Genomic DNA, 24,055 nt, shown 5'->3' on the forward strand with positions numbered 1-24,055 from the left:
ACGTTGAAAAGTAGGAAAAGGTTTGCACTTTATAGTATCAATGCTAAATCATCGAATGCGAAGCTAACGGTATACACTAGAACTTTGGAAATAGGGTAATTCAGAAGTAGTAGTAGAGGAAAACCTAATGCTCCTATTAGAAATTCAATAAGCTCTGAAAATGAAAAAGGTCTATAAAATCGCTTATTAAGCAATTTTATAGACCTTTTTAGTATACCGGTGAGAGGAATGGAACCTATCGATATTTATTTTGAACGCATTAATAGATATAGAAAATAAGGCACACTCAGCATTGTTACAATAATTCCTGCGGGAATATCTGACTTAAAGCTGACCGTTCGAGCAATCGTATCCGCTACAAGCAGCAATAGCGCACCAATAAGCGCTGAAGTAGGTAGAAGCACTTTGTAGTCGTGACCTACCAGCTTGCGAGCCACATGCGGACTAATCAATCCAATAAAGAAGATCGAGCCCCCGAGCGCTACACAGCCAGAAGCTATGCCTACAGCCGCAATCGCCAAGCGCAAAAATTTCTTCTTTACAGCGACTCCTAATCCTATCGAAATTTCGTTGCCTAGCACCAAGACGTTCAATGTCCTGAAATTAGAAAGAATATATGCGAATAGCAGCAATACCCAAGGTGCCAACAAGCTGATATAAGACCACTTGTCACCCCATAAACATCCTGCTTGCCAACGCTGCGCAAACTCATACTTCTGGTCATCAAGCTTTAAAGTCAGGAATAGCGATAGCGCACTAAACCCCATATTGATCGCAACACCAGTCAAGACAAGTCGTGTAGAAGAAATCATACGACGTTTTCTATAGGCTAGAACATAGATCAGAGCTGCTGCCAGCAGACCACCTAAGAATGCCATAGACGGCAGTAATAATGTTATAGCGGCGCCTTGAATGCTTACCGTTGAGATAATCAGCAACACCATAAGACCTGAACCTGAGCTAATACCAAGCATGCCGGGATCAGCCAGATCATTGCGCAGCAAAGCCTGCATAACTGCACCTGCCAGTGCCATCCCAAATCCAACAAGTATCGCTAATACGATCCGAGGAAGACGAAACTTATAAACAACGAGATTATGCTCCTCTGGACCTTGTCCAAGCAATACTTGAAATACTTCAAGTGGATTGAGGGACACCTTTCCCATATTAAGACTAAGAATAGCTCCTGCAATAAGCAGTATTAAAAGAGATAGAATCCATATTGTAGCCTTATGCGATTTAACAACTTTCATTTGAAGGCTCTCCTCTCTTTGCTCGCAATTAGCAAGAAGAAAGGAACACCAATCATTGCAAAAATAATGCCCAGTGCTGTCTCTGCCGGACGATTAATCAGCCTTCCTGCGATATCCGCTACAACCATAAGTGCGCCGCCGTAAATGGCTGATGCCGGAATAATATAACGATAATCTACACCTACAAAAAAACGCATAATATGCGGAATAATCAACCCTACAAAGCCGATTGGCCCTACAAGTGCAACAGCTACACCCGCTAGTAAAAGGACCGCAAGCGTAGCTATCATCTTAACGAGAACGATCCGTTGCCCGAAGCCTTTCGCAATCTCTTCCCCCAAGTTTAAAACAGTGATAGAGCGTGCAATGAATAGTGACAAAGCCAGTCCACCTAAGAACCAAGGTATAACTAGCCTAATTTCCACCCATGTTGCTCCAGCCACACTACCCGAAGTCCAATAAGCAAGGGCACGACCAATTCCATAGTTTAATGAGATAAATGACCCCACAGCTCCAAATAGCATTGTAATTGATATTCCAGCTAGCACCAGTCGTTGAGGTGTCATTCCTGAACGATTCAATGAAGCGGCAAGATACGTTAATCCTGCTCCAAGTCCTGCGCCAATAAAGCTAACCAGCAAGGTTGTTGTCTGCAGTTGTCCTGGAAGAAAAACCAGTGTAACGGCCATTGCAAGTGCTGCTCCTGCATTTACTCCCATTAATCCGGAATCTGCTAAGGGATTTCGCGTATAGCCCTGCATAACCGCTCCTGCTACCGCGAGACACATACCTGCAATAATATCAGCTGCTGTACGCGGAATACGAAGGGCATGAATAATCTGATGCTCGGTCAGTTCAGGATCAAAATTAAAAATCGCTGTCCATGCCATCTTCAGGCTCATAGAAGCAGAGCCAAATGAGATAGAAGCTGCTACTGAAAGCAGCAGCAGCAGTATCCCTAGGAGTAGAAACAGACCGAAATACGATTTCCCTCTTAAATCAGGGATAACGGTTGTTCTATCATCTAGCTTTCTATTTTTTTTCATACGCTGACACTAGCTTCTCAACTACAAAATCTAGCTGCTTATCAAGAGAGTAGATATCGGAATAATATGAAAAATCAAACCCAATTTCGATCAATCTACCTTCTTTGATTGCTGGAATGCTGTTCCAAATTGGATTGTCTGACAAATCATCAGCCCCATCCCATACAGAGCGGAACACGAAGTCTCCTATATACTCAGGTAACACCTCTAAGGAAACAAACCCTCCAGTAGCCTTCTCTCTGCCATCAATCTTTTTCTGAAGAATCTCTGGTGCTTTTAGCCCTAAATATTCATAAATGATCTGAGAGCCCCTTCCATAAAGCTTGCTATCGATCACCGCCATCTCTTTTTTGCCGCCTTCGATAATGGTTACTGTCTTATCCAAAATTCCAAGTTCATCAAGCTGCTGCTTGCTCTTCTCCAACTTCTCGTGGAAATTATCTAATAGAGCTTGTGCCTCCTGCTCCTTGCCAAATACCTCGCCAATCTTCATTACACGTTCATCCGTCGCCATTTTTTCATAAGGAATTGGAACGGTCGGTGCAATATCCTTAAGGATTTCGTAAGTTTCTTCAGAAGCAGCTATGATCAAGTCCGGCTTTACTGCCATAATAGCCTCTGGATTAGGCTCATACCATGAACCTAGATCTTCAATCCCCCCCAGCTCTTCTGCAAAGGCCGCTCCTTCAAAGACACTCGAAGTCCCTACTGGCTTAATGCCGAGGGCCACAAGATCCCCTTGAAGGTATAACACGACAACCCTCTTTGGATTAGCTGGAACAACAATGTCTCCCTTTATTGTAGAGATAGTTCTTGTCTGAGCCTCCTTATTGGCATTGTCAATTGCAGTTGAATTATTTGCTGGTGATGATGTAACTTCAGAAGCTTTGGATCCATTAGAATTTGTGGCATTAGAACCAACACTTGCAGATCCACATGCACTTAATAGCAAGGTAAAGCTAAGCAGCATCGCTACAATAAAACTTGACGTCTTTGTTAATCTCATAGGTGAAGACCCTCCGGTTATTTCATTTTGATAATAGTAATGATAATGATTATCATACTCAATAACATTATATCGGGAGGATATGTGCGCGCCAATGGAGAATTTGGCGGTGGTAAATGGACGATTGTCCGATGAGCTCACCTGCCTGCTTTCCTTGCGGAACCGGATGGGAGATTGACCATTGTATTTACTGAACATGCGACTGAAGTAATATACATCGTTATATCCAACTTCTTCTGCAATATCGCGAAGTGGAGCATCGGTACATCGTAATAGCTCTTCTGCATGTTTAAGCCGGAATCGTATCAAATATTCAATCAAGCTAAACCCTGTCTCCCCTTTAAAGCGGGTTGATAAATGACGAGGGCTATAATTAAATTGCTCCGCTATAGATTCTAGTGATAAATTATGACGATAATGCTCCTCAATATAACGGACAACCTGCCCAATGACATCCGGTTGCCTGAGGTTAATTCCATCCTTTGTAAACTGCTTTAATAATTCATGTATAAACTGATAGAACAAGCCTTTAACTTGAATTCTTTCCAATTGGCTTCCTTGTGCCCAAAGTTGTTCCATTGCCATTAGTTGATAGTGCAGTGGTAATGGCTCCAAAGACTCGAAGCTATACTGCATCCGAAATGGATTGCTGCGTTCTAAAAGTCTTGCTAAATCCTTTCTTCCTGGCAAGGAGGCTCTATAGAATAATAAATAGTATTCAAACAGCTTCCCTGTCTCTATACTTAGTCTCATGCCCTTGCCACCATGCACAATAAAGTGACGGTCTGCGTCGTAATCTATGCCGTTGAGATTCAAGCTGGCCGTCCCCCGCACACAGTAGATAAATCCGCATGCTGGTAATATATAGCCTTGCAGATTGTCCCCAGGCTCCATCACAGCATGTCGAATATCAAGTACTTTAACAGCAGCATAATTCCATGCGAAAATATGATCTTCCAGCTTCATCTTTGCCATACACTCCGATCTGCTCCACAATCTATTTGAATTAATTATATTCCACAACAATGATAATGATTATCAATTAGTATTAGGTAGTTCCTCTATTTTGTCAATCGCTGTTTAGTATCATGCTTGCTTATAGCTTCGAAGTGGAGCTTCCTCAGGAATGCCTCTATCTCATTCACATATCCTCTTACATTAATCATTCTCGGTACAACTAAGTACAATTTCTTATTCACAACTGAAGGATGTATCAAAAGTTTTCCGGCACAGGCATGAACGGAATTGTAAAAAAACAAACAAAAAAGTTCATCAGATATAGTATCTAATGAACTTTGAGTTGATTTAGTTGGTACCGGTGAGAGGACTCGAACCTCCACGGTTTCCCTCTCGATTTTGAGTCGCTCATGCTATCGGGAAGATAGCAGAAACTAAGTCAAAGAAAAGGAATCTAAAGCCCGCGAAAATCCTTGTAAGATCAAGTTTTTTTGCGGGTTCTTTTGTTAGATTTAAACGCCGCAAGGCTTCCGGGAATCTTCTCAAATAGTAGTCGCTTTTGCACAAATGAGAGAACTCGGAGAGAACTATAACAGATCAGCCCGCTCCCTATCATTGACAGATAATATCGAAGCTTTGGCTTCAGGGAGGGGAATTGATATGAGAAAAACAACAGTAAACACTATCGCTAATCAAAAAGGCAGTACAGGTAAAACCACCACCGCTTATAACCTGGCTTACGCCTTATATAATGAAGGAAAAAAGATATTACTGATTGATTTGGATCCTCAAGGGAATCTAACGATGTACTTTGGTATCGAACAACCTGATAAACTCCCTTACTCTATGTTCAACATCAAGAACGCGATGATGACGGACGAACCGCTTCCATCGCCCGAAGAGTGCATTCATTCTCAAGGTAACATTGACCTGATTCCTAGCAACATTGAACTGTCTGTTGCCGAAATTAACCTACGGGATGAAAATGGCGGTGAAAAGACATTGACCCCTTTACTGGAACCGATGAAAGCCAACTATGACTACATCATTATAGACACGACTCCATCACTTGGCTTACTCAATATCAATGCTTTGGTAGCACTCAACTGCTCAGACCATTGTGAAGGTAAAGAAGCGAATCAATCCACATATTCGCATTGAGGGCGACTTGATGACCAAGTGCGACACCCGTACCAATTTATATAATGAAACCATTCGTCTAGTGAAAGTGTGGTGTATCATAGAAGTCAGTCGTCCGGCAAGTTTATTTTGATCAATGAAAATGGACTCTAGACTCCAAAGCGAGGAAAACTGTCGGCCTGTCTTTTACGTTATTCAAAAATAATTAAGTCATCTATCTCCCCTAACGCAAAATACAAGAATCCTTTGAATTTATCAATCGTAACATTCCGTAAAATATCAGCAAAATCTTCATAATCTTTTATTACTTGAAAATTATTAAAGTAAACTTTATTCAATATCTCTGCTTCGCATTCACTTCGACTTATTGGACTAAATCTATTACTGTATACATTTATCCTTAACTCCTCTTTTAACTCGTGGAAATTTACACTTTCAAGCATGAAATTTATTATCTGTTCCACATCTATGGTTATCTTATTTGGAGTCTCGTAAATATCATTGCTGCTCGTTAATTCAAATATATAGTAAATTCTAGTAGAGTCCTCATTACTAAAAAATATAATTTCAAATTTACAGTTATTTTTGACACCATAAGCTTTATCTAATAATTTGCAAATACTTATCAAGTACAATTCATTAAGAATCGTTTGTTCTTTGTTAAAAATCTTAGAAAAATAAGTACTAGAAAGTGCAACTTTTTTATCACTATTACAAAATAATTTAAATATTTGTACATCTATATTTAAATTAGATGCTATGCGTTCCAGTTCTTTGTCATGGAATTCTTGCTTTTCCACACAACCTTTTCGCTTTGTTTTTTGAGGCAAGTCAGAAATAACAAACTCATTCTTTTCATGATTAAAAATGAAATATCTTAAATTTCCTGCTACATAAATACTACTTAAAGTCTCAAATAATTGGTCAACGTTCAAACTTTTTACGTCCTCAAGTAGGCCTATTGGTCGAGAAACAATATCTTTATTTAAATAATGAATCATTACATTGATCTTTGCCACCTCATTGTGTTTCGATAGTATTTCTTCCTCGACCTCTCTAATGGCCATTAACATTAAGTCATAATATTCATTTTTATTATTTAATATCCTCCTCATATAGTTTTCAAATTCAAAGATAAGGTTTAAACCTACTTGGTACTTCGCATTGCTCCAACTATATAAGCAATAGCAGTAACTTGTTTGTCCTCTCAAATTACTTTCTTTCTCTGTGAAAAAATCTTTGAGCATCGCCAGTATAACAAAGTGCTCTAGAACGTGAGCTAAACCGTTGTTGCTAATACCATCTTTTTCTGATCCAGCTTCGCATAAAATAAAAAATGAATACATCATCTACCTTCTTTCCGAACTTCACTTCATTTTTTTATCCTTGATGTGTTTTAACTTTATGCGTAATGCTCAATCTAAGAAGTAAACCTCATTTTATTAATCCATCTTGGCAAAAATAGTAGGAGTATAAATAAAACTGCAACAGTAATGGAAGGAACGGCAATAATTCTAGAAATACCTCCATAGGGTTCAAAACTTGTGTAATAGCTGTTGAACTTGGCTATCTGCATGGGCAGAAAATTGCCCACATAATGTTTCAGAAAGAATACCTCACTCATCTGAATGGCGTAAGATATGGCTATGGTGAATAGTAACAGGGCGTAGCCAGTATAAATCTGTGTGACTAATACGCTGATCAATAAAGTAATCCCTGTCATCAGTGAGATTGCCACATATCCAATAACCAGGTTGATTAAAAACTGCTCGAAATAATTCACCGCAACCATTGATAAAAAAAATTGTGGACTACTTTGTATAGGCAAATCCGCTCCTTGTAAACCGTACATAAAGAATATAGGCGTAATGTAAATCGCCACCGCCGCCAGATAAAGCAATAAAGAGAGCTGGAAGGCGTTGATAATCCGTATCCTACTCAGCTTACGTTTTCCAAACCTCGTGGATTTGACCAGTCCGTCCACGCCCAAGGTCTCGTCTTCATTAAAAATTGGGACCAGTAGAATGGAAATGAGAACCAGGACAATAAAAACACACTGGCTCATCCCTGAGTTAACGTTCTTCCATCCCTCGGCATAACCCATCCGGATAGGTTCGGAGAGAGAAGCCGCTGCATAATTCCCGTTGCTGATTCCTTCCCTAGAACTCCCCGCTTCCTTCTGTGCACTTTTGATGATGTCTGCCCTGTCCTGATAAAATTGTTCTGCTGAGACATCTCGTATTCCAGTCCAGTTCCAGCCATACACTTGGATAATCATATCCAAGGCTGGCAAATCTGCAACATCCGCTTTATTCCTGTCTTCTGGTAGGCTAAGTTCTCTGTATTTTTCCAAAATTTTATTAATCTCAACTTCATCCAATACCTCCGGTTGATAGAAATACCGGTATTCCGTCCCATCTGTTACCTCATATCTTGCCTGATTTAAATAACCTGTTTTGATGGTGTCTAAGTTGTAAAAGGTAAGTATCAGAAACAATGCCAACAAAAAACCGAATATGTTTATGTTTAGGATTTTACTTCTGTTTACTTTTGATAAATAGCTCATGATTTCACCTACCTTCCTCTACTGTAAATAATATCTTCTCATCCATATAGAGATACCGATTCGAGATAAGAGAATGTACACAGTACCCAGAAACAGGGCGACAAAAACATAAGGAAATACAGTATTACCCACAAAATATAATTTCTCTATGCCTATAAGATTATTGATAAAGTTCTGGGGCATGAAGACCATCACTTTTTCAATCAGCGCCCCCCTCCCCATCTGATAAGTATTTACGAGATAAAAATAAATCAGTGAAAGTGCTAATACCAGTTTCCCTCTTTTAAAAACCACTGACAAAAACAGGATAAGATGCGTCACGACAAGTGTGGAAAAGTATCCCATGGAAATATAGAGTAACCCCTCTTGAAGCTGATTCATAGAATAAAATGTAATTGTTCCGATTTGAACCGAAGAGTCCCAGCCGTGCAGCGTATACACTGCGGTAATAAACAGCAGTATGATCGCAATATACACAAAATAGGCTATCGTAGAAAACACACAAGCGGCACCAAGCTTGTAGCTGAGCAGCCTCCTCCTGCTCTCCTTGGTGGATAAGGTCACCTTGTCAATTCCTTTGCTGCTGTTTTTGGAGAATCCCTCGCATAGGATAAAGGCCAAGAACATGAAGAAAAGGTAGATCGTATTTAATAAACCTATTTTCAGGTACTCCCAGCCACTATCGTATTTGAATAAAAATGGGGTGGGTACTTTTTGCATTTTCTGGGATATGATTTCGATTTGTTTCTCTGTATAAGGAAATAGATTTTGTTCAGTGGATAAATATTCGGTAAAACTGCCCTTCCAATCTACATAAAAATTGGCGAGCTGCTCATCCGTTAAATTTAAGCTGTTATCGAGAACACGGTACTTTATATATGGAAAGTTCAGTTCCCAGTTCAGCGCATCGTGAGGAAAAGTTAATCTTTTTCCCAACTTGCGATCTGTATCCACTTCGCCTTCAATATAAGGTTTGTCCACGCTGTTTTCGTAGTTTTGTTTCATTTGTAATAAATAATCCGTCGTCATCGTGCCCTCAACCGTGCGCTCCCTTAAAATTTTCCAGCCTCCAAGACCGCTATGTATGGTTCCCTCATCATCCAAGACATCTATACTCTTGGCGGTTTGAATCCAGGGGATCAGAATAATAGTGAGAAAGAGTAGGCTGATAATTACTGTATTTTTATTTAATATTTTTTTCAGTTCTAATGGAATGAAATTACGCATGGCTCCCACTCCCTAAGTAGATGTAGTAATCTTCCAGCGTGGGCTCGCATACGATTGCGCCTGATTCCTTTTCTCCCAAGTAACGGACATTAACAACGTTTTCTTCCTGCCGGATCCGTACGATCAGGTGCTTCTTTTTAAAGGAGGCCAGTCGCTCTCTGTCCATCTCCTCAGTAAATACTTTTCCTTTAATCCCGGATAACATCTTTTGCACATTACCTTGCTCTTTAATTTTCCCCTGATCTAGGATGATCACATTGGTGGTAATTGCTTCGATATCCGAAATAATGTGGGTAGAAAACAAGATGATCTTGTCCTGTCCCATTTCGCTTATGATGTTTGAAAAACGGATTCGCTCATGGGGGTCAAGCCCAGCGGTGGGCTCGTCAAAAATTAATATCTTCGGATCGTTAATAATGGCTTGGGCAATGCCCACCCGCCTTTTCATCCCTCCGGAAAAGGTTTTGACCTTTTTATTAGCAACATTCTCCAGGTTGACAAACTGTAATACCTCTGGAACTTTGTGCTTCAGTTCTTTTTTTGACAACCCCTTCAGTGCTCCCATATATTCCAGATATTCTGTTGCTGTAAACGCGGAATAAACCTCGAAATCCTGGGGAATATATCCCACAAGATTCCGGTAGTCGTCGTTCATATGGAAGATATCCTTGCCGTTAAAGGTAACCTTACCACTAGTTTGATGGTCAATTGCCACAAGAATTCTCATCAAGGTGCTTTTCCCTGCCCCATTATCTCCCAAAAGCCCATACACACCTTCAGGCAATGTAAAATTTAGTTCACTGATTGCCCGTTTCATTCCAAATGTTCTTGTTAAATTCTCCGCTTTAATTTCCATCGCTAATTTCCTCTCTCAATTGATATACGTCTCCTTCCGAGAGAACTTGCCATTCTTCTCCCGTAGACTTTCTACCTAACAGGAGGTTGGTATATTCTCCGTCCAGCTTTTTCACTTCCCATGCGAACAGATTTTCATTTTCGAATCCTGCTATGATACCTGTTTTTTCTTCCTTGTATAGAATATTTTGGATTCTCGGATCATCAGTGTTTCCCCTAGTGCCATTGTCCGCTGGTTCGGGAAACCGATCTGAATTTTCTCTCATGTATGCATCAACTGTTTTGTAGATGCCTGTTATATCCTCGATAGAAAGAGATGGAACTTCTATTGTTGGCCTAATTGATGACTCTTTTCTTCCTTGCTCCCGATAAGTTCTTTCATTTTTTTTCCTCCCTTCATCAAGACGTTTGTCCAAGGCAATATCCTCAAAAGTCCTTTTATCATCTAACGTTGCATCCTTTGGAGTTTCCTCATTGCCCGGACTCTTATTCTCTGACTTTACATCCTTCGGATTATTATCTAAGATAATTAAATCCTCTGAGATGGTTTTATCATCCTGTATGCTTGCATATTCTGAGTAGCTGCTTCGATTTTGGAAGTAGAGGCTTCCTCCAATCAAAATGGTTATAGTTAATACAAACATTAAGATTTTTTTCACTAAGACACCTCCATTTTTAATATGTAATTCTACATTTTATCGTTTATTTCAACTGACTTAATTTTCCGTATAAATTTAATTTATCACCAATTTTCTCAACTTCCATTTTATACCTATTCTTCTTGGTACAAATTATAGATTGAACACCTTAAAAATCTAGGTGTGTAGATCTTAAATTTTTATTAACAAATGGTTGTCAATGGTATTATGAGTAAAATCTCCTGAATGATAGATCTTGGGATCAGTCTGTAGCCGAATTTTTTGTATGACCATTTCGCATCACTATAAAAAATTGAACAGCTTCATCCGAAAAAATCGGTAATTGAAAAGATAAAGAGAACAATAACAAATAAAACTTCCGTTTTATTGAACAGTGGTATTATCCCCTTCAAGTAGACACTCGAAAAAAAATACATGTTATCATGGAGATTCGAGTAACACTTGGAGGGGATATTTTTATGGCGAAAAAAGGACAAACATTTCAGATGTATACAGAAGCATTTAAATTAAAGGCGGTTAGAACCTACTTAGATGGATCATCTAGCTATACGATCATAGCTGAACAACAAGGTATCCGTAGTTGCACGCAATTGAAGGTTTGGGTGAGAAAATGGAAAAACGGAGATTCTTTCGATGAACGTAAAAATGAGGAAAAAGAGATGAATCCTGGGAAAGGTCGCTCTCGCACGTCCTTTGGTAGTGTCGAAGAAGAAAGTGACTACCTGAAAGCGCAGGTGGATATTTAAAAAAGCGGTATCCAAATCTAATAAAGGAGAAGCTCCCAGGCAGCGAGAGAACTACGCTACCCGCATCATATTACAGACCTCTTAGCGATTGCAGGGATATCACGGACCAGTTACTACAAATGGCTAGCTACATAGCCTAAGCGTCAGAGCCAGGAATGATAAAAATCAAGAGATCAAGGAACACATGATGGCCATTCATTTTTCGCATCCAGATTTAGGCTATCCTCGCATTTCGACTGCCTTGTAGGAGGCAGGCTTCAACGTGAATCACAAGAAAGTATGGCGAATCATGAAAGAACTATCGATCAAATCTATCATTCGAAAGAATCGAAGACAGTCTAGTTATACCCTTTCTATCGTTTTCCCGAATCGCTTAAAACGTAAATTTCATGCCACAGCACCACAGCACCACAGCAAAAAATGGTAACGGATATTACCTATATTTCGGACGGAACTAACTTTCATTACTTATCCGTCATACAAGATCTATTCAACAACGAGCTTGTCACTTTGCAATTGTCAGAACGTAACGATGTTCAACTCGTGTTGGATACGGTCACGAAGTGGACAAGAAAAAGAGACGTACATTGGAAGCCGTGCTCCATTCGGTTCAGGGCTTCCAATACACGTCTCAGGCATACAATACAGGATTAGAGGTATTCGGCATTAAAGGCAGCACTCTCGCAAAGCTACCTCCCTAGATAATGCATGTTTCGAATCCTTCTTTTCGCATCTCAAAACAGAGAAGTTGTACCTCAAACAGTATAATTCAAGAGCGGAAATATCACCGCTTTCAAGCAAAACTATCGGTGCGCGCTGGCAGCATAGCTTTTTTCATTTGTCTACTTGACAGGGGTATGACCAATACTCAGAAAATAAAAAAACTTGTAAAATTGCTGGAAGCAATCTTACAAGTTTTTTTCGATATACCGGTGAGAGGACTCGAACCTCCACGGTTTCCCTCTCGATTTTGAGTCGAGCGCGTCTGCCATTCCGCCACACCGGCAAAGTATTAAGTTAAAATATGGCGCGCCCTGAGAGATTCGAACTCCCGGCCTTTTGATTCGTAGTCAAACGCTCTATCCAGCTGAGCTAAGGGCGCAAAATTTATATGGAGCGGACGACGGGAATCGAACCCGCGACCCTCGCCTTGGCAAGGCGATGCTCTACCGCTGAGCCACGTCCGCACACGGTATGTATTGATGTCCGACTCACTAAAGAAGTGAGCCATGAAGGACTCGAACCTTCGACACCCTGATTAAAAGTCAGGTGCTCTACCAACTGAGCTAATGGCTCATAAAGCAAGAAAATGGCGGAACCGACGGGATTCGAACCCGCGGTCTCCTGCGTGACAGGCAGGCATGTTAGGCCAACTACACCACGGTTCCAGAAGAATAATTGCTTAATGAAAATTGGTTGCGGGGGCAGGATTTGAACCTGCGACCTTCGGGTTATGAGCCCGACGAGCTACCGGGCTGCTCCACCCCGCGTCAGTAAAAAAGTATTAATTTCCTTTGATTCCCCGGAAAGTATCCGGAATCCTCAGTGAAGCATTAACTTCACTTTTGGGGATGTGTTATGGTGGAGGCTGAGGGGATCGAACCCCCGACCCTCTGCTTGTAAGGCAGATGCTCTCCCAGCTGAGCTAAGCCTCCATGTAAAGAAGCAACTTAATTATCATAACATAATCAAATCTGTAATGCAACCATTTTTTCTAGAAGTCTAATGCCGTTTCAAGAAGAAATGGTGACCCGTATGGGATTCGAACCCATGTTACCTCCGTGAAAGGGAGGTGTCTTAACCCCTTGACCAACGGGCCGTTTTAAAAACAAATTGTTTTGACAACAAAAAAGATTATATCATGTATTATTAAGTATAGCAATACCTAAACTAATTATTTTTCTTTCTACTCTTCACTAGGTAATAGATTGATATGAAGCTTTTGAGCTATTATCTCAACAATTTCACCCGTAGTTCTATCATTCGTGTCTAGATGCTGCTTAAACACCTCGTGATCAAGCCCTGTGATGCACCTGTCGATCTGCTGAGCAGCCCAAGAGTCTTTTCATTCACCTCTCGCTTAATCTCTTAAGCAAGGTCTCTCGGGAGGCACACAAACTAAAATGATAAAGCTTTATACCTCCATCCATTAACTTGCCGATGATTTCCCTGCAATAATCCGGATTCATTAGGGTCATAGGCACGATAATTATTCCATCATATTCGCTAGCTATGTTTTTCTTCGATACATTTCATATGCGGTTTGTGTCTTCCCTGAACCAAAAGCACCATTGATCCATATAATCATGATCATTTGCCTCCGTGAACTAATTTTCATTCGAAGAAATCACTCACAATGATTGCCTATCCTTATAATAAGCGGATAAATATCATACAACAAAAAGACCACTGTCGATAACTCAACAGTGGTCTTGCGTGCTTGGCAACGTCCTACTCTCCCAGGACCCTTCGGTCCAAGTACCATCGGCGCTGGAGGGCTTAACGGTCGTGTTCGGGATGGGTACGTGTGGAACCCCTCCGCTATCGCCACCAAACGGGCATTTGCGGTACAAATGCATTATTCAGGTCTCAGCATCGCCAAATGCTGAAAACAAATTCATCATCAAACAGTCACTTGGACTATATAAATCTGAGCTTGATTCCTGAAAACTGAATCCGAAACGAATTTGCATTCTACGTATAGGATAAGCCCTCGACCGATTAGTATTGGTCAGCTCCATGCATTGCTGCACTTCCACCTCCAACCTATCTACCTCGTCGTCTTCAAGGGGTCTTACTAATTGGGAAATCTCATCTTGAGGGGGCTTCACGCTTAGATGCTTTCAGCGCTTATCCCGTCCGTACGTAGCTACCCAGCCATGCTCCTGGCGGAACAACTGGTGCACCAGCGGTACGTCCATCCCGGTCCTCTCGTACTAAGGACAGCTCCTCTCAAATTTCCTGCGCCCACGACAGATAGGGACCGAACTGTCTCACGACGTTCTGAACCCAGCTCGCGTACCGCTTTAATGGGCGAACAGCCCAACCCTTGGGACCTACTTCAGCCCCAGGATGCGATGAGCCGACATCGAGGTGCCAAACCTCCCCGTCGATGTGGACTCTTGGGGGAGATAAGCCTGTTATCCCCAGGGTAGCTTTTATCCGTTGAGCGATGGCCCTTCCATGCGGTACCACCGGATCACTAAGTCCGACTTTCGTCCCTGCTCGACTTGTAGGTCTCGCAGTCAAGCTCCCTTATGCCTTTGCACTCTGCGAATGATTTCCAACCATTCTGAGGGAACCTTGGAACGCCTCCGTTACTCTTTAGGAGGCGACCGCCCCAGTCAAACTGCCCGCCTGACACGGTCCCCGTACCCGATAAGGGTACTAGGTTAGAACCTAGATACGATCAGGGTGGTATCCCAACGGCGCCTCCACCGAAGCTTGCGCTCCGATTTCTACGGCTCCCACCTATCCTGTACAGATCGTACCCAAATTCAATATCAAGCTGCAGTAAAGCTCCATGGGGTCTTTCCGTCTTGTCGCGGGTAACCTGCATCTTCACAGGTATTAAAATTTCACCGGATCTCTCGTTGAGACAGCGCCCAAGTCGTTACGCCATTCGTGCGGGTCAGAATTTACCTGACAAGGAATTTCGCTACCTTAGGACCGTTATAGTTACGGCCGCCGTTTACTGGGGCTTCGGTTCATAGCTTCGGGTTACCCCTAACCACTCCCCTTAACCTTCCAGCACCGGGCAGGCGTCAGCCCGTATACTTCGCCTTGCGGCTTCGCACAGACCTGTGTTTTTGCTAAACAGTCGCTTGGGCCTTTTCACTGCGGCCCCCTCGTGCTATTCACACTACCGAGGCACCCCTTCTCCCGAAGTTACGGGGTCATTTTGCCGAGTTCCTTAACGAGAGTTCTTCCGCGCGCCTTAGAATTCTCTTCTCGCCTACCTGTGTCGGTTTGCGGTACGGGCACCTTCTCCTGGCTAGAGGCTTTTCTTGGCAGTGTGAGATCATGACCTTCGCTACTATAATTTTCGCTCCCCATCACAGCCCAGCCTTAATGATGTGCGGATTTGCCTACACATCAGCCTCACTGCTTAGACGGACATCCATCAGTCCGCGTCACTACCCTCCTGCGTCACCCCATCGCTCATAGCGGATTACGGTGGTACAGTAATTTCAAACTGTTGTCCTTCGACTACGCCTTTCGGCCTCGCCTTAGGTCCCGACTTACCCTGAGCGGACGAGCCTTCCTCAGGAAACCTTGGGCTTTCGGCGGATCAGATTCTCACTGATCTTTTCGTTACTCATACCGGCATTCTCACTTGTGTAGTGTCCAGCGCTCTTTTCAGTACACCTTCAACCCCTACACAACGCTCCCCTACCCCAGATACATAGTATCTAGCCATAGCTTCGGTGGTGTGTTTAGCCCCGTTACATTTTCGGCGCAGAGTCACTCGACCAGTGAGCTATTACGCACTCTTTCAATGGTGGCTGCTTCTAAGCCAACATCCTGGTTGTCTGTGCAACTCCACATCCTTTCCCACTTAACACACACTTGGGGACCTTAGCTGATGGTCTGGGCTGTTTCCCTTTTGACAATGGATCTTAGCACTCACTGTCTGACTCCCGGCAATAAGTATATGGCATTCGGAGTTTGACTGAGCTTGGTAATCCTTGCGGACCCCGCACCCAATCAGTGCTCTACCTCCACTACTCTTATACCGAGGCTAGCCCTAAAGCTATTTCGGGGAGAACCAGCTATCTCCGAGTTCGATTGGAATTTCTCCGCTACCCCCACCTCATCCCCGCACTTTTCAACGTACGTGGGTTCGGGCCTCCAGTGCGTGTTACCGCACCTTCACCCTGGACAGGGGTAGATCACACGGTTTCGGGTCTACGTCCACATACTCATTCGCCCTATTCAGACTCGCTTTCGCTGCGGCTCCACCTTCTCGGCTTAACCTTGCATGTTAAACGTAACTCGCCGGTTCATTCTACAAAAGGCACGCCATCACCCATAGATCGGGCTCTGACTTTTTGTAAGCACACGGTTTCAGGTTCTATTTCACTCCCCTTCCGGGGTGCTTTTCACCTTTCCCTCACGGTACTGTTTCACTATCGGTCGCCAGGTAGTATTTAGCCTTAGCAGATGGTCCTGCTGGATTCATACGGGGTTTCACGTGCCCCGCACTACTCGGGATCCGTCTCGGAGAGAATACAGTTTAGGTTACAGGGCTTTTACCTCTATCGCGGGCCTTTCCAGACCTCTTCACCTACCATATTCCTTTGTAACTCCATGTGAGACGTCCCACAACCCCTAAGAGCAAGCTCTTAGGTTTAGGCTGTTCCGCGTTCGCTCGCCGCTACTGACGGAATCACTATTGTTTTCTCTTCCTCAGGGTACTTAGATGTTTCAGTTCCCCTGGTCTGCCTCTACACACCCTATGTATTCAGGTATGAGTAACTGCGAATTACCACAGCTGGGTTTCCCCATTCGGACACCCCCGGATCAAAGCTTGCTTACAGCTCCCCGAGGCAGTTTCGTTGTTCGCCACGTCCTTCGTCGGCTCCTGGCGCCTAGGCATCCTCCGTGTGCTCTTATTAGCTTAACCTTGATTTTTCCGAAGAAAAATCTCACTAATAACATTTACTTGTTTGCACAAGTTGCTAAAAGATGTTCTAAAACGCAAATTCGTTTCGGTATCCAGTTTTCAAGGATCAAGTCTTACTTGAGAGCTTAAACTCTCAAAACTGAGCAACGAGTGAGTAACAGGCCTAAACCTGAGATTGTGGAAGCTAAGCTTCCGATTTGAATGTCTTCATTGCAGAAGACGATTCTCCATAGAAAGGAGGTGATCCAGCCGCACCTTCCGATACGGCTACCTTGTTACGACTTCACCCCAATCATCTACCCCACCTTCGGCGGCTGGCTCCCTTGCGGGTTACCCCACCGACTTCGGGTGTTGTAAACTCTCGTGGTGTGACGGGCGGTGTGTACAAGACCCGGGAACGTATTCACCGCGGCATGCTGATCCGCGATTACTAGCAATTCCGACTTCATGCAGGCGAGTTGCAGCCTGCAATCCGAACTGAGACCGGCTTTGATGGGATTGGCTCCACCTCGCGGCTTCGCTTCCCGTTGTACCGGCCATTGTAGTACGTGTGTAGCCCAGGTCATAAGGGGCATGATGATTTGACGTCATCCCCACCTTCCTCCGGTTTGTCACCGGCAGTCACTCTAGAGTGCCCAGCATTACCTGCTGGCAACTAAAGTTAAGGGTTGCGCTCGTTGCGGGACTTAACCCAACATCTCACGACACGAGCTGACGACAACCATGCACCACCTGTCTCCTCTGTCCCGAAGGCCGCTGCTATCTCTAGCAGATTCAGAGGGATGTCAAGACCTGGTAAGGTTCTTCGCGTTGCTTCGAATTAAACCACATACTCCACTGCTTGTGCGGGTCCCCGTCAATTCCTTTGAGTTTCAGTCTTGCGACCGTACTCCCCAGGCGGAGTGCTTACTGTGTTAACTTCGGCACCAAGGGTATCGAAACCCCTAACACCTAGCACTCATCGTTTACGGCGTGGACTACCAGGGTATCTAATCCTGTTTGCTCCCCACGCTTTCGCGCCTCAGCGTCAGTTACAGCCCAGAAAGTCGCCTTCGCCACTGGTGTTCCTCCACATATCTACGCATTTCACCGCTACACGTGGAATTCCACTTTCCTCTTCTGTACTCAAGCCACCCAGTTTCCAGTGCGACCTCAGGTTGAGCCCAAGGTTTAAACACCAGACTTAAATAGCCGCCTGCGCGCGCTTTACGCCCAATAATTCCGGACAACGCTTGCCCCCTACGTATTACCGCGGCTGCTGGCACGTAGTTAGCCGGGGCTTTCTTCTCAGGTACCGTCACTCCGATAGCAGTTACTCTACCGGACGTTCTTCCCTGGCAACAGAGCTTTACGATCCGAAAACCTTCATCACTCACGCGGCGTTGCTCCGTCAGGCTTTCGCCCATTGCGGAAGATTCCCTACTGCTGCCTCCCGTAGGAGTCTGGGCCGTGTCTCAGTCCCAGTGTGGCCGTTCACCCTCTCAGGTCGGCTACGCATCGTCGCCTTGGTGGGCCGTTACCCCACCAACTAGCTAATGCGCCGCAGGCCCATCCCTCAGTGACAGATTGCTCCGTCTTTCATTCTTCTCTCAGGAGAAAAAAGAAATTATCCGGTATTAGCTACCGTTTCCGGTAGTTATCCCAGTCTGAAGGGCAGGTTGCCTACGTGTTACTCACCCGTCCGCCGCTAAGTTACTTTGAAAGCAAACTTTCAAAGTAACTCCGCTCGACTTGCATGTATTAGGCACGCCGCCAGCGTTCGTCCTGAGCCAGGATCAAACTCTCCAATTAGTATTGAAAAGAGCGATATGCTCATTTTGAAACATCTGACGAGAAAATTAATTCTCTAATTTTGGATATCACTTGCGTGATTTCCTACTCACTCGTTGTTCAGTTTTCAAAGATCAAGTTCTCGTTGACGCCGCTTAATGTCTCAGCAGCAACTCTTATAATATATCATGCTTTCTGATTTATTGCAACTCTTTTTTTCAAAGTTCTTTGCAATCTAATTCAGATTAACATTCACCAACCGAAAGCTTTATAGATCCTCTTTGCGACTGGATTTATAATGTACCATATATCCCTATATAAAAACAATACTTAAAAATTTATATTTTATAAATAAGTGCTTTTGCCCCACTTTATTTAACATCTTTTATCCCTATTTACCTATAAAAAACGTGTAGATTCTAAGGATACAGAATCTACACGTGTGTCCGGACAGCGGCTTGTTATATAAATTTATTAGTTTGAAATCCAAGGATTTCTACGTTTTTTAGTACTCGCTGCTGAACCTTGAGATTTCGTAGCAGTTTTGCTTTTCTTGCTACTAGGTTGACCTGAGGTCTTTGCTTTTTTGCCTGTTGCTGTTTCCTTTGCTACACTCCCCTTATTCTTGAGAGAAGCGTTAGAAGTTAACTCATCAGTCTCTGTTCTAGCCGCTTCAGGAGATTCCTGCACGAACGCTTCAGGTTCTTGAATTTCCGGCACCCGATTATGCTGCGAATAATTACCTATCCCTGGATACTGCGGATTGGATGGAATATTAGAGTTATCCTGTCCGCCAAATGCTCCAAGCGTAGAAGTAGGAACCATTCCCTGATTAGGCATTCCTGCTCCATATGCAGAAAAAGCGTTTGGATTCCCATATTCAGGATAGGTGTTGTATACAGGCATGTCATATGAATAAGTTTGCACTGGTTGAATATGCACGCCTCCGCACCCACAAGTTGGCCAAGGAAGGTTCGGCGTCTGTCCTCCATATTGAGGAACAGCATACGGGGAGAAATCCCCGCCTACGTTCATGCCAGCAACATTAGCCTCCATCGGATTCCACTGTCCTGGAGGGGCAGCATTGGGACTCCATTGTTCTGGGCTTATGTTAGGCGCTGCATTGGGATTCCACTGTTCCGGGCTTATGTTTGGCGCGGCATTGGGATTCCACTGTTCCGGGCTTATGTTTGGCGCGGCATTGGGATTCCACTGTTCTGGGCTCATATTAGAATACATATTGCCCGAAAAATAACATGGGGAAATACATTCTGGTGCATAAGCCATTGGCTGAACATAACTTGGTGCCCAGTTCATGTTCATATTAGGGCTATTTTGATATGAATCATAGAGATAAGGATTTCCTCCCAAGCCCGGGTATCCGTTGGAATTATCCCATGAGCAATCATTGTCTGCTTTCTTCTCAGCTTTAGGTGCTTCTTGTTGAGCAACCGGTTCTTGATTTGGAACCGTAATCTGAACAAATAAACTCTGCATTTCAATTTCTTGCACTGGAGCAACTTCCATTTGCATATTAGGCGCAGGATTTGGTGCAATATTTTGTGTATTAATAGGGGCGATGTTTAGCGATGGGTGTGGTGCAGAATTAGATTCAGGTGAGATATTTGTCACTGGTTTAGGTGCTGGTTTAGCTTCTGGCTTTATTTCTGGTTTAGTTTCCGGTTTAGGTGCAGGCACTACTTCAGCAGCAGGCTGTTCTTTGGGACCTGTATATTCCTTGCCACCCACTTGTGTTTTCTCTGAGGCGTTAGAAGGTGTATACCCAGGCTGTGTGGGTGAGGTATTGGATACTTTTTTAGGGATATTAACTACTTCCCCTAGCATAAGTACATTTGGATTCTTTAATTGGGGATTGGCCTCAACCATATCCTTTAAAGGAATTCCCCAGGCTTTAGATAATTTCCACAAGGTATCTCCTTGTTTAACGGTGTGCTTGTAGTAAACTTCACTGTTCTCCGGTACGGATACTGGGGCCGTAGGTATTTTTACTTTGTCTCCAACCGCTAATACGTTCGGATTACTGATCTGCGGGTTAGCTTCAATAAGTTTTTGTAACGGCACTCCGTACTTTTGCGATAATGCATACAAACTATCGCCTTGTTTGACAATGTGTATTTTCACGTAGCATTAACCTCCTAAAAGTTTTGTGGAGTATTGCTTTCTTTACAGCTACACAGCAAAACTGACTTCGAAAGCAAACACCCTTTTCATGGAACATTGCTCTCTTACAAAGTTATATGCGGTACAGCCGCCTCCTTCGTTACTACATCTTATGCAGCCCATGGGCGAATGACATCCCCGAAATAAAAAAAATCCTTTCATGATCCATGAAAAGATTAACCGGAGACTCCCGTTTTCTTCTGCATGTATGCATAAAAGGACTTCTGATGCGTATTCAATGCTATTTACGTTGTATGATTAGTCTTTATTCCCAAACCTTATAGCCATCTTTATCAACCACATTACGGAACTCTTCGAGCAGCTTCAAAGTGATTGGACCCGCTTGTCCCTCACCAATGATCCGGCCGTCAATTTCACGTGCAGCAATAACCTCAGCAGCTGTGCCAGTGAAGAACACCTCGTCCGCTATATAAACATCATGCATTGTGAACGGTTCTTCTTTCAGTTTAATACCTAATTTCTCGCAGAGCTCAATGATCGCCAGACGGGTAATTCCTTCAAGGGCTCCCAAGTAACATGGAGGAGTGAAAACTACACCATTTTTGATGATGAAAATGTTATCGCCCGATCCCTCAGTAACATAACCTTGAGCGTTCATCATGATTGCTTCGTCGGCTTCTGCCAAGTTGGATTGGATTTTTACTAGGATATTGTTTAGGTAATTAAGCGATTTGATCTTTGGATTGAGTGCATCCGGAATATTACGGCGCTGGGATACAGAAACTGCACGAAGTCCGTTCAAATACGCTTGTTCTGGGTAAATAGCCAGTTGTTCAACGATAATAATTACACTAGCTTTTGGACAACGGCGCGGATCAAGACCTAAGTTCCCTGGTCCCCGGGAGACGATCAGTCGAATATAGCCGTTACGCATGTCGTTAAGACGAATCGTTTCAGCCATAGCTTCCAGCATCTCATCATACGTTAGCGGAATGTCCAGCATGATCGATTTTGCCGAATCATACAGTCTGTCCAAATGCTCTTTACATTTAAAAATATTGCCGTTATAGATACGGATACCTTCAAAAATACCGTCTCCATACAAAAAACCGTGATCAAAAACGGATACCTTTGCATTTTCCTTCGTTACGTGTTGTCCATCCAAATAGATCCATTGCTCAGCCATGAATTTACTGCACCTCCGCTTTCTCTTCCTCATAGGTGTATGTGGGATACGAGCCCAGAATCCTTACCTGACAGCCTAAAGCACTAATTTCTTCAATAGCCCCTGGCAGCAGAACAGATTCTATCGGTTCCAGCACATCAATATAAAAATAATAAGTACCCAGCTTCTTCTTCGTTGGTCGTGATTCAATCCGCGATAAATTCAGTTTCCGCCAGGAAAAAGCAGCAAGCACCTGATGCAAGGCACCTGGAAAATCCTCTGGCAGCGTTACTAGAACACTCGTCTTTACTCCGGTGCTGCTCCGCGGAAGATTTATCTTCTGTGGGCCGACCAGGACAAACCGTGTGTAGTTGTTGTTGTGATCTGTAATTTGCCGATCTACAATCTCCAGCCCATGCGTAGCGGCGCCAAGAGCGGTACCGATAGCAGCCCAGCCCTTGCCGGGATTGTTTTTGACGATTTCCACAGCTTCAGAGGTGCTTCCGACCGACTCCAGTTCAGCCCAAGGGGCATGCTTACGAACAAATTGCATGCATTGTGCCATTGCTACGGGATGCGAAAGGATTTTTACCATCTTGGTGAAATCCTTGTTGCCGTCTGTATCTGTGAATTCCCTTGGGTTACCGATAAGATTCTGTATCGATGGAAAAATCCATTCCGTCTGCATTGGCAGATCCACTTCATTGATGAGCCAATCGATGTGAAGACTAACTGAGCCTTCAATGGTATTTTCAATCGGAATCACGCTGTAATCGGTGGTTCCACCCGCCGTAGAGAGAAATACATCGGAAATTAACTTGTGATGCACAAGCTTTACAGGTTCACCGTTAAACAAATGCAGCAGCGCTTCGTGGGATACCGAGCCCTGCGGCAATACCGCTATTGATTTCATGACCGTACTCCTTTTATCATATCCAAAAATGATACGTTTTGCATCTCGTTTATTTCGAGCAGCTCTGTAGTCACTCCAGAAGCACAAGGTGTTAACCAGCAGGTCCGAGCGGAAATGCCATGTTCCTGCATCGTATTCTTCAAGAAGGCCTCAAGCTCACTCTTGCGGGTCTCTTGGCGATCCACTAAACATAGCAGAGTCGGTCCAGCACCGCTAAGTGCGATCCCTAAAGCACCGTGTTCAGGAGCTTCTGCAAGCAGCTTCTCCATGCCCGGTATAAGCGGTGCACGATACGGCTGATGCAGGCGATCCTGCATCGCTCTGCTAAGCAGATCAAGCCGACCTGATGCCAGCGAAGCCGTCAATAGAGAGGTTCTGCTGATGTTGTACACAGCATCACTAACTGAGATTTCTGTTGGAAGCAATCCCCGCGCTTTTGTGGTTTCCAGTTCGAATTCAGGAATAACCACCAGCACCTCAAGATTTTGTGGTGGTTCTAGCCGAACATAATCCGCATGTTCACCATCCCACACAGCAGTAATAATGCCGCCAAACAAGGAGGCACCCACATTATCGGGATGTTTCTCAAGCTGGGTAGCCATATCAAATAGCTTGCCATTATCCAGCGGAGAGCCAATCATTGTGTTCGCCGCAGCCATGCCGCCAATAATAGCTGAGGCACTGCTGCCGAGTCCGCGCGTAAGGGGAATCTCCGAGTACATCGATATCGATAATTCAGGCACCGTAACGCCTGCCTCTGCAAATACCATTTGAGCGACCTTATAGAGTAAATTGCTCTTATCCTGAGCCACTCCATTCATCTCATCACCATATAGATGAAAAACAGTCTCCTCTGCTTCCTCCATCTCAATCCAGGCATATAGCGGCAAAGCCATACCTAGAGTATCGAAGCCCGGACCAAGATTGGCAGTACTAGCAGGCACTTTAACCCTAGCTCTTCCGTAAATACTCATAACAGGTACA

The 24,055-nt window shown here is 43.7% G+C and carries 15 protein-coding genes, 8 tRNA genes and 3 rRNA genes; 3 read left to right on the forward strand and 23 right to left on the reverse strand.

Features of this window, described 5'->3' with window-relative positions; translation table 11 throughout:
- Window positions 1-245 precede the first annotated feature (245 nt).
- Genes MHH86_RS24180 through MHH86_RS24190 form a run of 3 tightly spaced genes read right to left on the reverse strand, consistent with a single transcriptional unit; the run spans window position 246 to window position 4,280 of the window.
- Window positions 246-1,253 (reverse strand): iron ABC transporter permease, encoded by a 1,008-nt coding sequence (locus MHH86_RS24180; RefSeq protein ID WP_036687482.1) that lies wholly within the window; start codon window positions 1,251-1,253, stop codon window positions 246-248.
- Window positions 1,250-2,299 carry an iron ABC transporter permease gene (locus MHH86_RS24185; RefSeq protein ID WP_080742574.1) on the reverse strand — a complete coding sequence of 350 codons (1,050 nt, stop codon included), beginning with the start codon at window positions 2,297-2,299 and terminating at the stop codon, window positions 1,250-1,252. The genes MHH86_RS24180 and MHH86_RS24185 overlap by 4 nt, the downstream gene beginning before the upstream one ends.
- A complete protein-coding gene (locus MHH86_RS24190) occupies window positions 2,286-4,280 on the reverse strand; it encodes an AraC family transcriptional regulator (RefSeq protein ID WP_244886384.1) in 1,995 nt (664 codons plus the stop codon). Before MHH86_RS24190 ends, MHH86_RS24185 begins: the two co-directional genes overlap by 14 nt.
- A 642-nt stretch (window positions 4,281-4,922) precedes the next feature.
- Here MHH86_RS24190 and MHH86_RS24195 point away from each other — a divergent pair.
- Entirely contained in the window at window positions 4,923-5,423 is a 501-nt protein-coding gene (locus tag MHH86_RS24195; RefSeq protein ID WP_052097279.1) for an AAA family ATPase, read from the forward strand.
- 170 nt (window positions 5,424-5,593) lie between these two features.
- Here the strand turns inward: MHH86_RS24195 and MHH86_RS24200 are convergent, their stop codons facing one another.
- The 5 genes from MHH86_RS24200 to MHH86_RS24220 all read right to left on the reverse strand — a co-directional run bounded on the left by MHH86_RS24200 (window position 5,594) and on the right by MHH86_RS24220 (window position 10,709).
- Window positions 5,594-6,751, reverse strand: a complete 1,158-nt coding sequence (locus tag MHH86_RS24200) for a hypothetical protein (RefSeq protein ID WP_143767795.1) — start codon at window positions 6,749-6,751, stop codon at window positions 5,594-5,596.
- A 71-nt stretch (window positions 6,752-6,822) separates the two neighbouring features.
- Window positions 6,823-7,968: a hypothetical protein gene (locus MHH86_RS24205; RefSeq protein WP_076215913.1), complete on the reverse strand. Its 1,146-nt coding sequence runs from the start codon at window positions 7,966-7,968 to the stop codon at window positions 6,823-6,825.
- Window positions 7,969-7,986: 18 nt separating this feature from the next.
- Window positions 7,987-9,195, reverse strand: a complete 1,209-nt coding sequence (locus MHH86_RS24210) for a hypothetical protein (RefSeq protein ID WP_076148063.1) — start codon at window positions 9,193-9,195, stop codon at window positions 7,987-7,989.
- On the reverse strand, window positions 9,188-10,051 hold the full coding sequence (locus tag MHH86_RS24215) for an ABC transporter ATP-binding protein (protein WP_076142375.1): 864 nt from the start codon (window positions 10,049-10,051) through the stop codon (window positions 9,188-9,190). The genes MHH86_RS24210 and MHH86_RS24215 overlap by 8 nt, the downstream gene beginning before the upstream one ends.
- The gene (locus MHH86_RS24220; protein ID WP_076142374.1) at window positions 10,041-10,709 is read right to left on the reverse strand and encodes a hypothetical protein; all 669 of its coding nucleotides are present in this window, start codon (window positions 10,707-10,709) and stop codon (window positions 10,041-10,043) included. Before MHH86_RS24220 ends, MHH86_RS24215 begins: the two co-directional genes overlap by 11 nt.
- Window positions 10,710-11,167: 458 nt before the next feature.
- Here MHH86_RS24220 and MHH86_RS24225 point away from each other — a divergent pair, with 458 nt between their 5' ends.
- The gene (locus tag MHH86_RS24225; protein WP_339279432.1) at window positions 11,168-11,455 is read left to right on the forward strand and encodes a transposase; all 288 of its coding nucleotides are present in this window, start codon (window positions 11,168-11,170) and stop codon (window positions 11,453-11,455) included.
- Window positions 11,456-11,717: 262 nt separating this feature from the next.
- Window positions 11,718-11,882, forward strand: a complete 165-nt coding sequence (locus MHH86_RS24230; protein ID WP_139331146.1) for a hypothetical protein — start codon at window positions 11,718-11,720, stop codon at window positions 11,880-11,882.
- A gap of 500 nt (window positions 11,883-12,382) precedes the next feature.
- Here the strand turns inward: MHH86_RS24230 and MHH86_RS24235 are convergent.
- The 15 genes from MHH86_RS24235 to thrB form a co-directional block, all read right to left on the reverse strand.
- A tRNA-Leu gene (locus MHH86_RS24235) sits at window positions 12,383-12,461 on the reverse strand.
- 19 nt (window positions 12,462-12,480) lie between these two features.
- A tRNA-Arg gene (locus tag MHH86_RS24240) sits at window positions 12,481-12,557 on the reverse strand.
- Window positions 12,558-12,567: 10 nt separating this feature from the next.
- Window positions 12,568-12,642 (reverse strand) — tRNA-Gly (locus MHH86_RS24245).
- A gap of 36 nt (window positions 12,643-12,678) precedes the next feature.
- Window positions 12,679-12,751: transfer RNA gene (locus MHH86_RS24250), tRNA-Lys, on the reverse strand.
- A gap of 14 nt (window positions 12,752-12,765) precedes the next feature.
- A tRNA-Asp gene (locus MHH86_RS24255) sits at window positions 12,766-12,843 on the reverse strand.
- 25 nt (window positions 12,844-12,868) lie between these two features.
- Window positions 12,869-12,945: transfer RNA gene (locus MHH86_RS24260), tRNA-Met, on the reverse strand.
- 89 nt (window positions 12,946-13,034) lie between these two features.
- Window positions 13,035-13,110, reverse strand: a tRNA-Val gene (locus tag MHH86_RS24265).
- 89 nt (window positions 13,111-13,199) lie between these two features.
- Window positions 13,200-13,274, reverse strand: a tRNA-Glu gene (locus MHH86_RS24270).
- A 619-nt stretch (window positions 13,275-13,893) separates the two neighbouring features.
- Window positions 13,894-14,010, reverse strand: a 5S ribosomal RNA gene (rrf, locus tag MHH86_RS24275).
- 146 nt (window positions 14,011-14,156) lie between these two features.
- A 23S ribosomal RNA gene (locus MHH86_RS24280) occupies window positions 14,157-17,081 on the reverse strand.
- Between the two features lie 233 nt (window positions 17,082-17,314).
- Window positions 17,315-18,872 (reverse strand): 16S ribosomal RNA (locus MHH86_RS24285).
- The 16S, 23S and 5S rRNA genes sit together here, the layout of an rRNA operon.
- A gap of 453 nt (window positions 18,873-19,325) precedes the next feature.
- Window positions 19,326-20,993 carry a LysM peptidoglycan-binding domain-containing protein gene (locus MHH86_RS24290; protein WP_339279433.1) on the reverse strand — a complete coding sequence of 556 codons (1,668 nt, stop codon included), beginning with the start codon at window positions 20,991-20,993 and terminating at the stop codon, window positions 19,326-19,328.
- A gap of 304 nt (window positions 20,994-21,297) precedes the next feature.
- Window positions 21,298-22,179 (reverse strand): branched-chain-amino-acid transaminase, encoded by an 882-nt coding sequence (gene ilvE, locus MHH86_RS24295; RefSeq protein WP_036685189.1) that lies wholly within the window; start codon window positions 22,177-22,179, stop codon window positions 21,298-21,300.
- Between the two features lie 4 nt (window positions 22,180-22,183).
- Window positions 22,184-23,071, reverse strand: coding sequence for a prephenate dehydratase (pheA, locus tag MHH86_RS24300; RefSeq protein ID WP_076224590.1), 888 nt, complete (start codon window positions 23,069-23,071; stop codon window positions 22,184-22,186).
- Entirely contained in the window at window positions 23,068-24,045 is a 978-nt protein-coding gene (gene thrB / locus MHH86_RS24305) for a homoserine kinase (RefSeq protein ID WP_036685186.1), read from the reverse strand. The genes pheA and thrB overlap by 4 nt, the downstream gene beginning before the upstream one ends.
- Window positions 24,046-24,055 lie beyond the last annotated feature (10 nt).

Source organism: Paenibacillus sp. FSL F4-0097 (assembly GCF_038593125.1).
Classification (GTDB): domain Bacteria; phylum Bacillota; class Bacilli; order Paenibacillales; family Paenibacillaceae; genus Paenibacillus_AQ; species Paenibacillus_AQ odorifer.